General features: G+C 70.3%; 12 protein-coding genes. 9 read left to right on the plus strand and 3 right to left on the minus strand.

What is annotated here, in order from left to right; translation table 11 throughout:
* Window positions 1–364 precede the first annotated feature (364 nt).
* From IPL61_13280 to IPL61_13305, 6 genes are all read left to right on the plus strand, one after another.
* Complete coding sequence (locus IPL61_13280) at window positions 365–1,252, plus strand: DUF3320 domain-containing protein (GenBank protein MBK9032265.1); 888 nt, start codon at window positions 365–367, stop codon at window positions 1,250–1,252.
* Window positions 1,253–1,487: 235 nt separating this feature from the next.
* Window positions 1,488–2,903 (plus strand): hypothetical protein, encoded by a 1,416-nt coding sequence (locus IPL61_13285; protein MBK9032266.1) that lies wholly within the window; start codon window positions 1,488–1,490, stop codon window positions 2,901–2,903.
* Window positions 2,904–3,383: 480 nt separating this feature from the next.
* Window positions 3,384–4,274, plus strand: a complete 891-nt coding sequence (locus IPL61_13290) for an SPASM domain-containing protein (protein ID MBK9032267.1) — start codon at window positions 3,384–3,386, stop codon at window positions 4,272–4,274.
* Window positions 4,271–4,801 carry an AAA family ATPase gene (locus tag IPL61_13295; GenBank protein ID MBK9032268.1) on the plus strand — a complete coding sequence of 177 codons (531 nt, stop codon included), beginning with the start codon at window positions 4,271–4,273 and terminating at the stop codon, window positions 4,799–4,801. Before IPL61_13290 ends, IPL61_13295 begins: the two co-directional genes overlap by 4 nt.
* 283 nt (window positions 4,802–5,084) lie before the next feature.
* Window positions 5,085–5,822 carry a radical SAM protein gene (locus tag IPL61_13300; protein ID MBK9032269.1) on the plus strand — a complete coding sequence of 246 codons (738 nt, stop codon included), beginning with the start codon at window positions 5,085–5,087 and terminating at the stop codon, window positions 5,820–5,822.
* Window positions 5,819–6,652 carry a glycosyltransferase family 2 protein gene (locus tag IPL61_13305; protein MBK9032270.1) on the plus strand — a complete coding sequence of 278 codons (834 nt, stop codon included), beginning with the start codon at window positions 5,819–5,821 and terminating at the stop codon, window positions 6,650–6,652. The genes IPL61_13300 and IPL61_13305 overlap by 4 nt, the downstream gene beginning before the upstream one ends.
* A gap of 890 nt (window positions 6,653–7,542) precedes the next feature.
* On the opposite strand, the gene IPL61_13310 is transcribed toward IPL61_13305, so the two are convergent.
* The 3 genes from IPL61_13310 to IPL61_13320 all read right to left on the minus strand — a co-directional run bounded on the left by IPL61_13310 (window position 7,543) and on the right by IPL61_13320 (window position 10,637).
* On the minus strand, window positions 7,543–8,022 hold the full coding sequence (locus IPL61_13310) for a hypothetical protein (GenBank protein ID MBK9032271.1): 480 nt from the start codon (window positions 8,020–8,022) through the stop codon (window positions 7,543–7,545).
* Between the two features lie 363 nt (window positions 8,023–8,385).
* Window positions 8,386–9,285 carry a hypothetical protein gene (locus tag IPL61_13315; GenBank protein MBK9032272.1) on the minus strand — a complete coding sequence of 300 codons (900 nt, stop codon included), beginning with the start codon at window positions 9,283–9,285 and terminating at the stop codon, window positions 8,386–8,388.
* A 398-nt stretch (window positions 9,286–9,683) separates the two neighbouring features.
* On the minus strand, window positions 9,684–10,637 hold the full coding sequence (locus IPL61_13320; GenBank protein ID MBK9032273.1) for a fatty acid desaturase: 954 nt from the start codon (window positions 10,635–10,637) through the stop codon (window positions 9,684–9,686).
* An 860-nt stretch (window positions 10,638–11,497) separates the two neighbouring features.
* On the opposite strand from IPL61_13320, the gene IPL61_13325 reads away from it, so the two are divergent.
* From IPL61_13325 to IPL61_13335, 3 genes are all read left to right on the plus strand, one after another.
* Window positions 11,498–11,896, plus strand: a complete 399-nt coding sequence (locus IPL61_13325) for a hypothetical protein (GenBank protein ID MBK9032274.1) — start codon at window positions 11,498–11,500, stop codon at window positions 11,894–11,896.
* Window positions 11,897–12,469: 573 nt separating this feature from the next.
* On the plus strand, window positions 12,470–12,835 hold the full coding sequence (locus IPL61_13330; GenBank protein MBK9032275.1) for a hypothetical protein: 366 nt from the start codon (window positions 12,470–12,472) through the stop codon (window positions 12,833–12,835).
* Window positions 12,836–12,844: 9 nt separating this feature from the next.
* Window positions 12,845–13,897, plus strand: a complete 1,053-nt coding sequence (locus tag IPL61_13335; protein ID MBK9032276.1) for a hypothetical protein — start codon at window positions 12,845–12,847, stop codon at window positions 13,895–13,897.
* Window positions 13,898–13,915 lie beyond the last annotated feature (18 nt).

Consider the following 13,915-nt stretch of genomic DNA (forward strand, 5'->3'; position numbering starts at 1 on the left):
GGGTGGCCATGAACTTCGGCCCGCTCAACCGCGAAGGGGGCGAGCGGCGTCTCAACGTCGCCGTGACGCGGGCCCGTGAACAGCTGGTCGTGTTCTCGACCTTGCGCCCCGAGCAGATCGACCTGTCGCGCACCGACGCCCGAGGCGTGCGAGACCTGAAGGCGTTCCTCGACTACGCCGAGCGGGGCCCGAAGGCGATCGCCGAAGCGCTGGAGGTCGGGTCGGAGGCACGGTTCGACTCGCCCTTCGAGGAAGAGGTCCATCGCCGCCTGACCGCCCGCGGATGGTCGGTCGATACCCAGGTCGGCTGTGCCGGCTATCGCATCGATCCGGCGTGCGCCACCCCGACCTACCGGGGCGATACGTGCTCGGCGTCGAATGCGATGGCGCCTACTACCACTCGGCGCGCTCGGCGCGCGAGCGCGATCGACTTCGGGCCGAGGTGCTGGGGACGCTCGGCTGGAAGCTCCACCGGATCTGGTCGACCGACTGGTGGCTCGATCCCGATCGGGAGATGACGAAGCTGGAGCAGGCGATCCGCGCCGCGGTGCAGCCGCCGAGCGCGGCGTCCGCCCGGACCGAGCCGGCAGCGTACGCGGTGCCACCGATGGTGCCCGCGCGTGCCGCCGAGCCCGCGCCAACCGTGGCCGTCAACCACACCCCGGCGTCACCGCCGCCAGTGGCCGCCGCCGTGGAGGCCAGCGACAGCCGGCCGTATCGTATCGCCGAAGCTCCGGCCGGGCACCGAGGTGTAGACGACTTCTACGACCCGCGTCGCGAGGGCGACTTGCGCGCGCTGGTCGAGGCGGTGGTGACGGTCGAAGCGCCCGTCTCGCTGGGCCTGCTGGTCAAGCGGATCGCGTCGTTCTACGGCATCCCGCGCACGTCGGCGCGGGTCACCACCCGCGTGCAGGGCGCCATCGATGGACGACGGATCCTGCAGGTCGGGGAGTTCCTGTGGCGTCAGGATCAGGCGCCGGACGCCTACCGGGCGTTCCGGGTCTCGGATGAGGCTTCGCGTCGCGACGCAACCGACATCCCGATCGAGGAGGTCGCAAACGCCGCCGCCGTCGCGCTGCGCCGGAACGTCGCCTTGCCCTTCGACGAGCTGGTCAAGCAGACCGCCCGCGTGCTCGGCTTTGGCCGCACTGGCGGGCGTGTAGCCGAACGGATGGGGGAGGGCATCGAGCTCCTGATCACGCGTGGCGTTGCGCGACGCGATGGCGACAAGATCCGAGACGCGCATCCGTAGCCCTCCGGATCTGGCCCGCAGGCTGCGGTGGCGTGCGAGCGTTCGCGGCGATCGCGTCGGCAACTGTGTTGGGGGTGCGCGCCGCGCCAGCGAACGATATTGCCGCTGGCGGCCAGGGCACATGGCGTCTTTGGATTCGCCGGCCTGCGGTGAACGGCGGGTAGTTGGGACGATCTTGACGCAAGGGCTCGGTTAGTGAGGACGTCCAACCAGTGTACGCGTAGAATGACGCCACGTGACGACAGACTCCGAACGCCCCGAGCTCCTCCTGGTTGCGTCGGACACGAAGTTGGGGGAGATCCGAAGGCGTTGGTTCGGGACGCGCAATAGCCTTGGCGTTGATCGTGTGGATCTGCCCACGGCCAGGCGCGCCTTTCGCTTCGACATCGGCCATCCGGTCGACGGCCAAGTCTACCTCCGGCACCCGTGCCGCCTCGATTACTACCTGGTGCCGGCCCACGCGAATGAGCGGATGGCCCAGGAGAAGCTCGCGGCGTTCACGCAGATCGCTGCAGCTCTGGGTGCCCGGCGGGTGGAGCTCGTGTCTGCGGTGATGACGAAGGGCACCCAGGAAGGCAAGTTGAGCATTCCGGTCCTGGCGAAGACCCTCGGGCTCGGGCTCTCGGCGGATGTGGTCCGCGAGGGCGAGGTGACGCGGCACGTCCACGCGGAGTTCAACGAGCCAACCAAGCCGCCGTCGTTTCCGGCAGAGCTGCGTGCTTGGCTGGAAGGCGATCCGATCCTCAATGGCCTGGTGGCGATTCGCATGAACGAGCGGCCCATCCACTGCAAGGTGGTCCTGAGCATCAGCGATGTCTTCGAGGGTGGTGGGAAGGTCGACCTCGAGTTGGGCAAGATGGGGTTGGGCATCGGCGTGTCGGCCGGTTCCGTCGGACGCAGTACGTGGTCGTTCAACATCGAGTTCTGGCCGGCTGATGAGTCATCACTGACGACGAGTCTGACCCGGCAGCTGCCCGCGCTGCTACCGCAGGTCGACGGGCGCTCCGAGCCGAGCAACGATGACCTCGAGTTCCGGCCGCAGCGACGCGGCGGTGTGTTTCTCGCGGTCCTGGGCACCCTGGTCGTCGGCGTCGCCTGCGTCGTGGTGACGCTCGTTGTGACCCGGTCCGGTCGCGCCCCGGCTACGTCGCCGGCCGAGGCCAGCGCCGGCGTCCCTGCTGCTTCGGCGTCGGCGGATCCGCTGCCGTCCCCTGAGGCGTCGGCAGCTCAAGCCGGGGGACGGCCAGGAACACCCATCGCCTCACCAGGGCGCCGCGCCGCCCCCATCTACGATGCCGCATCGCGCAACGGTCCCAGAGACGCGGGAGCTGATGCCGCGAAGGTCAACGACTCAACACTGACCCCGGATCAGGTACTGAGGAAGATCTTGTCCGCCTACATGGGCGGTCTGAAGCGTTGTCACAAAGATCTGCTCCATACCGATCCGACGGCCGGCGGCAAGGTCAGGCTGGCGTTCACGGTCTCCGAACTCGGGCGCGCCGTCCGCCCGAAGTCGACCGGGTTCTCCGCTCAGCTCGACGCGTGCATCGAGCAGCAGATCGGTGGCTGGCGGTTCGACGTGCCCATGGACACGAACGGGCGGCCGAGCGAGGCATCGTTCGAAATCGCGCTGCAGCTCGTTCCGGAGTGACGGCCACGTGGAAGATGGCTCACGGGTATGGCCCACACTGCGCGCCGAGTCGAGCGCCTTGGAGCACCCATGTCACTGATGGATGTGAAGCGAACCCAAGGAGATGGCCTGCCGGGCCTGGACCCGCCGTCTCGATCGCCGGCTGCGATCTGGGAAGACCTTCGATGGCACGATCGCATCTACAGGATGGAAGGGCTCGATCGGCGGACGCGCCTCGGTTTTCTCGCCCTGCGGGTCCTGCAACGGCTCGCGTACAACGGGGGCTGGTACGAGCGGAGGCGCTCGTGACCGTGCGAGTACCGCTCGCCGATGGTGCCAACGTACTCGAGATCGTCGAGAGAAACGGCCGGCCCTTTTCGTCCGAGCGTCGGCGGCGCGGGATGATCGAGATGACGCGCCCTGTCGCCGCCGCGGAGCGACCGCCGGACCCGGAGCGTCTCATCCTCGAGCCTCGCGAACACGTGCAACCTGGACTGCCCGATGTGCCGCATCGGCGAGTTCGGCGTGGACCAGACCCGCTTCATGGCCCGCCGGCTGTTCGATCGTTGCGTCGCCGAGTTGTTCCCGCGCGTGCGCGAGGTTCGGCTCAATGGCCTCGGTGAAGCTACGCTCGTGCCCTTCTTTGACCACTGCGTCGATCGCGTCAGCGACGCCGGCCTGCGCGGTGAGCTGATCACCAATCTCACGTGCGGGGAGGCGACGATGCGTCGTCTCGTGAGCGCGCGGTTCGTCGTGCTCATATCGTGGGACGCGGCGACGCCGGCTCTGTTCGAGCGGTTGCGACGGCCGGCTACCTGGGCGGAACAGCGGATGCGTCTCGAGACGCTGTCCGCGCTCGCGGCTGGCCACGGCACCGCCGACCATCTGCACCTCCTGTTCACCCTTCAGCGCGCGAACGTGGGCGAGCTGCCAGGCTTGGTGAAGCTGGCCGCCGACGTTGGGGTCCCCAGCGTCCTCGTGAATGTGGTCAAGCTCCAGGACGAGCGATGGGTCGAGCGCGCGCAACCCGAGATCGCTCGTGCCGTTGATCTCGCGCGCGAACTGGCCCAGACGCTCGGCGTCGCGCTCACGCTCCCTGACCACATCGGGGGGCTCTCGCTGTGCGGCCCGTACGTGCTTCCGACATCGGCGAGAGGCTGCGACCGGCCGCGCAAGGAGGTCGTCGTCCGTTGGAACGGCGAGATCACGGTCTGCAACATGTTCAACCCGTACGCGTACGGACACCTCGAGCGGCACGGGTTCGAGCGGTCGTGGAACGGCTCGCTGGCCGCGGCGTTCCGCCGGTTGGTCGACGGGCCCGACCAGCACCCGTACTGCGACGGCTGCTACTACGTGCACGGCGTCTACGAGCGAGAAGGACCGCCGCGATGACCGGGCCGCTCGACGTGCTGGTGATCCGTGGTGCGCCCGGCGTCGGAAAATCGACGCTGGGACGTGGCTTGCGTCGCGTTCTCGAACAGGGCGCGGTCGTCGAGGTCGACGACGTTCGCGCGATGATCGCCCAGGTCGACTGGACAAGCCGAGCCCATCACGACGTGGCCCTCGACGTCGCGCTCGCGGCGATCGAGCGCTTCGTGGCCATCGGGACGAAACCCGTCGCGCTGGTCGACACGTTCAGCCGGGGCCGGCGGACCTCGGTGCAGGGGCGCCTTGACGGTGCGGCATTGCGCCACGAGACGGTCTCGCTCTGGGTAGCGCCCGCGATCCTCGCCGCCCGGCTTGAGGCTCGCACGACCGGGTTCAAGGACTGGGAGCCGAGTCGCATCCTCAACGACGAGGTCCGCGCCAACCGGTATCGGCATGAGCGGCTCATCGACGTGACCGCCCTCGACCGCGAGGCGGTCCTGGGCGTGGTCATCGACTTGGTCAGGCCGTCCCGACCGGAAGGTGGAGCATGACGTCGCGCCCAGGGTGGCTGCCGGCTGTCCTCAGCCCGGCCCCGCACTACCTGTTCATCGAGACCACCACCGCGTGCAACCTCCGCTGTCGACAGTGCCACATGTGGATGTCATCGGAGCCGGCGGGGACGCTGACTACGACCGAGAAGGTCGCGCTGGTCGATGAGTTTGGTCGATGGGCGGACCACGGCGTCGTCGTGCTTACCAGGGGCGAGCCGTTCCTCCAAGGCGGACGAGGTCCTCGCGATCTCGCGCCGCCCGAGAGCAGGGCCACTCGGTCGCGGTGAACACGAACGGCACCCTGATCCCCGCCGAACTCTTCGACACGCTTCTGCGGGAGGGTCCTCACTACCTCGTGCTCTCGGTCGACGCGCCCGACGCTGCGACGCACGACTGGCTGCGAGGGCGCGCCGGCACCTGGTCGGCCGTCGTGGAGACGATCCGCGGCCTCGTGGAGGCCCGGGAGTCTCGGCACCCAGGCTCGGACGTGAAGATCCTCGTCAACGGAATCTTGTGCGCGCGAACCTTGCCGGCCGCCCTGGAGCATGTGGCCTTCGCGAGGTCGCTGGGTGTCGATGGCGTGATGTTCCAGGCGCTCGCGCGGACCTTCATGAACCAGGGGCTCGGCGACCCGTTCTTCGACAAGCACCGCCCACAGGACCTCGCGCTCGTCGATCGAGTGCTCGACGAGTTGGTGGCGCTGCGGAAGGTTGACCGATTCCTGAACACTGAGGTTCGTGACCTCGAGTGGATGAAGCTCTACTTCCGGAACCCGGACTTCATCAGCGAGCCGGTGTGCGGCTCGGCTCACCGCAACATGATGGTGAACATGTACGGCGAGATCCAGCTGTGCTTCGCCATGAAGGAGCTGCTCGGCGGCGCGCATCTCGGATCCGTCCGCGACACGACCCTGCGCGCGGCCTGGCACGGCGACGCCGCGGCCCAGGCGCGCACCGTGATGGACGCCTGCCGGAAGAACTGCGGGATGTTGCACTGTCATCGCCGGGAGGGCCCGTTGTGACGGTGCGCCGGCGTGCGCCCCTGGCGGTGTCGGTGGTCATTCCTTGCCACGGACGGCTCGCGTCGCTGGAGCGCGCTGTGTGTTCGGTGCTGGCCTCGGCGAGCGCGGTGGAGGGCGAGGTTGAGGTCATCCTGGTGGACGACTGCTCGCCGACCCCGGTGCGAGAGGCACTCCAGGCCAAGCTGCGCGACGCGCGGGTCCGATTCCTGCGCCATGACGCCAACCGTGGTCCAGCCGCCGCGCGGAACACCGGCGTCGCCCAGGCGCGGTTCGAGCTGGTGCTCTTCACTGACGATGACGTGGTCGTGGACGCGCGCTGGATCGAGCGGCTCGCGCGCTATCTCGCCGACGCGCCCCGGCGAGTTGGCGGCGTCGGCGGTCGCGTTCGCGCGCTGGGCACCGATCTGTTCAGTCGGTACTTCGAGTACCACCACATCCTCGACCCATTCCGCATGGATGATGGACGCGTGCTCTACGTCGTCACGGCCTGCTGCGGGTATCGGCGGTCGGTCCTGCAGGAAGTCGGGGCTTTGACGAGGACGTCAAGGCTCCGGGCGGCGAAGATCCCGGCCTTGCCTTCAAGGTCGCCGCGGCTGGGTATGAGCTCCCACGTCGTCGAAGATGCCCTCGTCCACCACGACTTCCGGCTGGGGCTACGTGACTTCTGGCGGACGTTTCGACGGTACGGCCGCGGGTGTCGGCACCAGGTCGAGCGGCACTGGCGGGGCTTTGCGTCGCCTCGTCGCGCCAGCGGCGGCTCCGGCGCTCGCGACGCCGTCGCGACCTTCGGCGGACAACTCGTCGAAGTGCCCGACGCGGAGTCACTGTAGTCGCCGGAGATGCGGCAGATGTTTGAGACCCTGGTCGTGGGACCGCCGTGACCGCCGTACCCACGGGTACCCGCTCGAGGCGCGGCGGACGTGCGCTGGGCCTCGGCGTCCGGCGCAGGCTGACAATAAATGGGGAGCGAGAAATCGTAAGCTCCTCGCCTCGAACTGGCGCGCTCAGCTCCGAGGCCGCCGCACCCCAATCCAACTGCCGATCACCAGCCGCACGGCCGCCTCCGCGAACCCCGGAGCGAGCCTGATCCCGCCCTCCCATTCGCCCCTGCTTGCCAGTTCCTCAATGGCCTCCACGAGCTCCGCGACTACCTCCGATACGGCCTCGTCTGGCGTTGTGCTATGGCGTAGCACAGCCCCTGGCGTCGACGGTGCGCGAGCGTCCGCGGCGTCCGGGTGATCTCGCAGGTTTAGAGTGCTTTCGAGCGCCTCAGTGGACACACTGACTGCCTTCGACTCCCGGCGCCTCCACTTACATTGCCGTGCCGTTCCGCGGCCTTGCGGTTGCGGCCGGGAGCGCCGCTGCGGCGTGCTGCCGCCTGGCCGCTCGCGCCTCCACCAGCGCCGCCGCGAAGGCGATGGTCGCCGCGATCGCGACGATCGCGGACAGGATGAGGCACGCCCAGGCGATTGACGGGGCGAAGGCCTGGCCGATCGCGGCGGCCGAGCCCTGCGGCGCCGGCGCGCGGTCGAAGCCGCGAAGCGCGAACCAGGAGAAGACCGCGGCGGAGGCTCCCGCGAGGCTGAAGAGGCCTGCGATGAACGTGCGCAGCGGCCGGACCCGCGGTGGGGCGGGCTCGAGGGCGTCGGTGTCGGCGTCCGCGTCCGCGTCGTTCTCGTCTGGCAGGCGCCCGGCCGCAACCGAAGTCGACGAAGGTCCGCTACTTCTTGTCGAGCTCCACGTCGATGTCGTGGGAGATCCGATCGAAGGCGCCGTGCATGTTCTCGGAGTACGGCTCCGCCTGGTTGGCGACCTTGGTGCGCAACGCAAGGGCCTCGGCTCGCAGCGCGGTGAGGCGCTCATGGTCAATCGCTGCGCTGGTGCGAGCTGCCTCGATTCGCTGATCGATCACCGCGAGACGTTTGTCGAGGGCCATCTGAAACTCGGCCCGGGCTTTGGCGAGGTCGACATTGGCTCGGTTCACGTCCGCTTGCTCCGCCACGACGTCCTTCTGCTCCGCCACGACGTCCTTCCGCTCCGCCACGACGTCCTTCTGCGCCGCCGCGACGTCCTTCTGCGCCGCCACGAACTTGTCGCGGGCACTGGCGACGTCGTCTGCGGGGCGTTCGTCCTTGTTCTTACAGCCAGTGACGAGACCAGAGATCATGAGCAACGCGAATGTCATCTTGTGAACTTGCATGACTCGGAGCCACAGCACATCGCGTGCCAGGCGGATCTTCTCGTCAGTCGGAACGACGTCGCCCGGTCCGTTCCCGCGACTCGCTCGCTGGCCTCAGACAGGCTCCCGGGGCGCAGCGCCTCGGAACGGTAGGGAATTCGGAGGCGCTGCGTTCGGCCGCTCCGCCCTCGCGGTACGGCGCCTGTCGACGGTCACCCTCGCGGCGACCGGGCGCGCCGGCTCGACCCACACGCCGGGCAGCGCGATGGGCGCGGTCCTGACCGGGGCGATGATGCGCCGATCCGGATCGGAGCGCCTGCCGCCATGATGCGCGGCTGGACGCGCGCACCGTTCCGTCCGGGTGCCAGCCGGCGCTTGACAGGGCTACGCGTCGATGGTCGCCGGGTTGACCCAGGTGGTGTTGCGGCGCCGGTCGAACCGGCCGGTCAGCAGCGCACCGCCGATCGCTCCACCAAGGCCGAGCAGCAGCGCCAAGCAGATGCTCATGATGGCCTTGCCGGTCGTCTCGGCGGCCTGAAGCGCAGCCTCCTGCGCACGCGTCGCCATCTCGGCCGCGCGCTGGGTCAGCTCCTGATAGCGCTGGTCGATCTGCGCCGCGAGGTCACGGACGTCTTGCTGGGTCAGCGCCGTGTTCTTGACGAGGGCCGTCGCCAGCATCTGGCGGTCGAGCTTCCCGGAGTGGACCGCCGCCTCGAGCGTCTGCTTGCCCGCGGCCTCGAGCTGGCGCGCCGTCACGGCCGGCTTGCCCTCGGCGCGGAGCCGCTCGTTGATCGGCGCCAAGAGGTCATCGCCATCGAGGCCGAGCGAGGACAACGACGTCCCCTCGACCGCCCCAGCCGCGCCGACAGCGCCGGCCGTCGCCGCGCCGGCGACCGCCCCCGCCGCCTTCGCTCCCGCGGACGCCACGCCGGCCACCAGGCTACTGACGATCGACACGATCAGCGTCACCGCGACGAGCGTCGATATCGACCAGACCAGCGCGCCTTGGATCAATCGGTTGACCCGACTCGGAGTCGGCGACATGCGGCTCACAACCAGGCCGCCCACGAACAACGCGAGGATGGGCGCGAACAGGCTCCACACGCCGGCACCGATGCCGGCCGCGCTCAGGCTGCTTGCATCGTCGGGGTCGATGGCCGTGAGCCCAATCCCCATCCCGAGGAAATGCAGGACGAGCCACAGCGAGGCGGCGACGAGGACGCCGCCGACGATACCGGACCACCGTGATGCCGGTGGTATGTACCCGACGTCGATCTCACTCATGAGGGGCATGGATGAGTCACCGCGTACACGGGAAGTAGGATGCATGTCGTGAAGGGAAGCAAGTCGCGGACCGTCGCCGGGGCCCCTCATGCGACGCCGCGGCGCAACGCGCCGCCATCCATGCATCGCGCCCGCCTTTGCTACCGATGAGGCTGCCGCGGGGTGGGGCCCGGGGGCCCTCGCTTTCGGTCGAAGTGGTACCCAACGGGACCGGTGGCGACACCGTGGCACCTGCGCTCGGTGAGGCGAGGGCGCATCCACGGCACGGCCCCGGCGGGGGCAGCTCCGTGTCGCGCCCTACCCCCCCCTCCACGATGGGCGCCGGGTTGCCGGGGCCAACGAGCCTGACGCTCGCCGCGGGCTCGCGCAACCGACGCTGACCATGGAGGGGGGCCGCATCAGCTCGACACCACGACCGCCGGCGTCGCTGCGATCGTGGCCTGCGCGCCCGCCCGGCGGGGCGCTGCGCTCCCGTCGCGGACGTGGTCCGGCACCTGGCGCACATCCCAGATCACGTGGGTCCACGCCAGCATGCGCAGAACGTAGTAGGTCAGGTCGACCTCCCACCAGAAGAACCCCTGACGACACGAGCTCTGGTAGTGATGATGGTTGTTGTGCCACCCCTCACCGAGGGTGACGAGCGCCAGCAGCCAGTGGTTGCGCGAGTCGTCCTTGGTGGGGTAGCGGCGCCGCCCGATCACGTGGGACAGCGAGTTGATCGTGAAGGTCCCGTGCCAGAGCAGCACGGTCGAGACGAAGAAGCCCCACACCAGCGCGTGAGCTCCACCGACCGCGAACAGCACCACGGCGAGCAGGATGGCGGGCAAGTGCTTGGCACGGTCGATCGCCACCAGCTCGGGGTACCGGGTCAGATCGCGCACCAGGTCGCGGTCCGCCGGACCGGCTTCGTCGGAGGTGCTCCAGCCGACGTGGGAGAACCAGAAGCCGCGCTGCACCGGCGAGTGGATGTCGCTCGGCATGTCCGAGTACCGGTGGTGGTGGCGGTGCTTCGCCGCCCACCACAGGACGCCGCGCTGCATCGTCGTCTGGGTCAGGAACGCCAGCACCGCCTGGCCGGCGCGGGAGGTCTTGAAGGTCCGATGCGAGAAGTACCGGTGATGCCCGGCGGTGACGAAGAACATGCGCGCGACGTAGAGCGCGAGCGCGAGCGCGAGCCCCCGCCACGACCAGCCGAGCAGGAGAACGCCGACGATCGCGGCGACGTGGATACCCCAGAACGGGAGCGAGCTGCGGTTGAGGTACGTACGCCAGGTGGAGGATGGAACCTTCACGTCGACGGCGTGGGTCCCGCCGCCGCGTTCGGTCACGGTCCAGTCATGACGCTCGACCATCGACCCGCTGGCGCGCAGCCACGCTGGTCCCCGACCAGCGCGGGACCGAGCATGGCGGTGTCGTCGTAGGCGGCGCGAACGCGGCCGCGCCCCGCGGTCCCGGAGCGCCTCGAGCGAGCCCTGCCCGAAGCGGGTGTCGGGCTCGAGGGCGTGGCCCTCGCTCCACTTGACCGTCATCGTCATTCTCCTGGTCCGGGTTAGTGTTGGCTTGAGAGAGGTCCGCGGGCTCAGCGCGCAGAGGCAGCGGGGACAATTTCCGCGAGCGGGCCGCGCTGCGGTCCACCGGGTCGTTCCGCGGCGGATGACGCTGGTGGTCCCGATGGGGCTGGGGTCGCGGAGGGCGGCAACCGCCGGCGGTCGCGCTGATCGGGGCGCCCGCGGCGCTCGGTGTGTCCCTGGCGCTCGCCCGGCGGTCATGCAGGTCCTGTCCGCGCCGGTCGGGTGCTCGGTGCTCAGTGTCCATGGGAGGCGGAGGTCACGCGGCTGCCGGCCAGGCCCGTCAGCAGCCCCGCGGCCAGACCCAGGCCCGCCGCCACGCGCGGGTGATCCTGAACTCCGCCTCGCGCTTGTCGTCCGTTGCATCGATCATTGGCGAGGATTCAGCAAGCCGCGTGCTGGCACGGCGCTGGCGATGGTCCGCGGCATGAGCTCTCTCCAGCCCGATCGTGAGTCCGCCTCCAATGTCGACACCACGACGCTGATCTCCGGCCTCTCCGACTCCCGCGATCTGGTGTCGGCGCGATCCCGCGCGCCCGGCGGATCCTCCGCATGGCAGCGGCTAGGACTTCGCGAGCCGATGTCCGGGCGCCGGGCGGGCCGGCGTGGCGCCGGTGGCATCGATGTTGCTTTTCGGTCCGGCGATGACGACTCCACCAGCCAGAGCCAAGCCCTCGATGCGCAACCCGAACATCGTCACCACGCCGGCGAAGGAGGAGGACGCGAACCCGCGGCGCGGGCGTGAGGTCGAGCGCCCGCAGGGCCCCGGCGAGACCGGGCCCGAGATGATCCCGCCCGGCCGCGTCCGCACCGGCCGGAGCGGCGGCGCCGACGCCGGCGAGGGCGACGCCGGTGACGACGAGCGCGACAGCGACAGCGAGCTCGTCGACCGCGTGGATCTCCCGGCGTCGGACCAGGACACCGGCCGCCACGCGCAGCCGGCGAAGGCCCCGACCCGCGGCGACGAGGACGCGGCCGGCACCCGCAGCCCGACGCGCGGCGACGATGCCACCGACCGCAGCACCCGCGATCCCCGCCGGTAGCGCGCGGCTCGTCGGACGCCGCCGCGCGCGGATCCGAGGCGAGCGTGGCGGCTGTGCCGTGCGTATGCGCACGGTGCGCGGAGGGCGACGAGCCCCGTCGTGGTGGCGCCCGCCTGCGCGGGGTCGGCGAGGCGTCGCGGAGCGCGGCGCCTCGATATGGGCTCGCACGGGGGTGCTTTGTCGCGCCAGCATGCGCAGCCTCAAGCTCATCACCACCGGGTTCGTGTTCACCACCGCGCTGATCGCGTCGGGCTGCAAGAGCGGACCGCGACGAGTCGGTCGTGTCGGCGCGCGCGGCACGCGCCCGAGACGTGTCGGCGTCGGGTGGCGCTGCGCGGGCGTCGTCGGTGATCGCGGCGCCGGCGGTATCGGTCCCCGCGGCCGGCACCCGGCTCGTGCGCCAGGCGCGGTGCGGTGAGGGCGCGGTCCGCGTGCCGGTGGCCCCCGTCGAGCCGCCCGTCCGGCCACCCGGCGCGCGGCGGCTGACGCCGGTGCGTCCGCTGCGCGGCCCGCATCTGGCTGTGTTCGCGGCGCGGTTCGCGGCCTCGCTCGACTCGCACCGGGGTCGCTCACATGAAGGATTCGTATGGCGCGCTGCTCGGGTTGGCGGTCGGCGACGCGCTCGGCGCCACGGCGCGGCATCCCGAAGCCGTCACCCCCGCTGATCATGCCGCCGCGAGGTCACAAGACGACGGCTGTTGTCAGCGCGCGCGCGCGGAAATTGGTTCAGGAACGTGCGGAACCGGCGAAGAAGTGCTCGTCTGGTGCCTCCATCCCGGTCATCGTGGCCGTGGCCATCAACCGCGGCCCACGGCCGACGTCGTCATCGCGGCGGCCGAAGCGATGACCGCCACCGCGCGCCGGTGTAGATTCGCTTCCATCATGCAGGCGCTCGCGATCCAGCAGACGTTCGCGGCCAGCGCGCTCACCGCGCGGTAGGAGTCGCACATGGGCTGGGAACGCGACGGCATCGGTCTGTTCGGGACGTGGGAGGTCGACGACGACGTGATGGGCGCGTGGCTGGCGCCCGACACGCTGCGCGAGTGCTTGCTCGCGCCGCTGCGCGCGGACGGCTCGCTCGAGCGCGCGACCCACGTCTGGGTCAGCGACGGGAAGCCGCGCGCGATCGGCTCGGCGGCGGACCTGGACAAGCAGGTCGGCGCGTGGCGCGGTGAGATCGCGCAGCTCTACAGCGGCGACCTGGACGACCCGGACTTCATGGTCCACGTCACCCTCGATCGAACCGGCTTCCGCCTGGCGCTCGGGCTGGGCGGCGCGCTGGTCGACGGCACGACCCGGGCGCGCGTGGCGGGCCTGGTGTCCGCGTGGTCGGCGCGCTTCGCGAAGCGGCGCTGCCACCTGACGGTCGCGTACCTCTCGTCCCACGCGCCGTACCCGCGCGCGCGGCCGCCGCGCGAGTCGATGACATGGCCGCTGGGCGGGCTCGACTACCACCTGGGCCGCACCTGGCACCGGGCCGACTCCGAGCGGGCCGCGGTGCTCGCGGCGATCGAGCGCGCGCGGCTGCCCAAGGGCGCGACCCGCACGGCCGACGGCGACGTCGTGCGCGTCGCCTTCGGCGCCGAGCTCACCGATCCCCGCGCCGTCGCGGACGCGCGCGCGGTCGCCGAGCGCTGGCTCGCGCCGCTAGTGTCGGCCGAGATCGAGGACGGGTGGAACCAGCTCGGCGATCGCATGGTGGTCCCGACCGAGCGCGACGAGCTGGTGCCGTTCACGTTCTACGACTCCGACGAGCGCGTGGGGTACAAGGGGCTCATCGTCGATCCCGACACCGGTGCGGTCGATGAGGCCGCGTGGTCGGAGCTGGTCGGCATCGCGGCGTCGGGTGAGGCCCACGACGGCACCCCGGTGGGGTCAGTGCGCCTGGTGCTCCCGACCCGCCGCGCCGCGCTCGCGGTGCACGAGCGCGCGATCGCGAGTGGCTTCGAGATGGCGACGTACCCGAAGAACGATGTCCTCTGGGAGGTGCACCCGCTGTAACCGCTGTGGCGGTCGGTG

The organism is Myxococcales bacterium (assembly GCA_016717005.1).
GTDB lineage: Bacteria > Myxococcota_A > Polyangia > Haliangiales > Haliangiaceae > UBA2376.

Excerpts from the sequence above, each read along its gene's own strand:
- IPL61_13320 (MBK9032273.1), bottom strand. The coding sequence starts at position 10,637 with ATGGTCGAGCGTCATGACTGGACCGTGACCGAACGCGGCGGCGGGACC.
- IPL61_13335 (MBK9032276.1), top strand. The coding sequence starts at position 12,845 with ATGGGCTGGGAACGCGACGGCATCGGTCTGTTCGGGACGTGGGAGGTC.
- IPL61_13310 (MBK9032271.1), bottom strand. The coding sequence starts at position 8,022 with ATGCAAGTTCACAAGATGACATTCGCGTTGCTCATGATCTCTGGTCTC.
- IPL61_13295 (MBK9032268.1), top strand. The coding sequence starts at position 4,271 with ATGACCGGGCCGCTCGACGTGCTGGTGATCCGTGGTGCGCCCGGCGTC.
- IPL61_13290 (MBK9032267.1), top strand. The coding sequence starts at position 3,384 with ATGTGCCGCATCGGCGAGTTCGGCGTGGACCAGACCCGCTTCATGGCC.
- IPL61_13315 (MBK9032272.1), bottom strand. The coding sequence starts at position 9,285 with ATGAGTGAGATCGACGTCGGGTACATACCACCGGCATCACGGTGGTCC.
- IPL61_13330 (MBK9032275.1), top strand. The coding sequence starts at position 12,470 with ATGAAGGATTCGTATGGCGCGCTGCTCGGGTTGGCGGTCGGCGACGCG.
- IPL61_13325 (MBK9032274.1), top strand. The coding sequence starts at position 11,498 with ATGACGACTCCACCAGCCAGAGCCAAGCCCTCGATGCGCAACCCGAAC.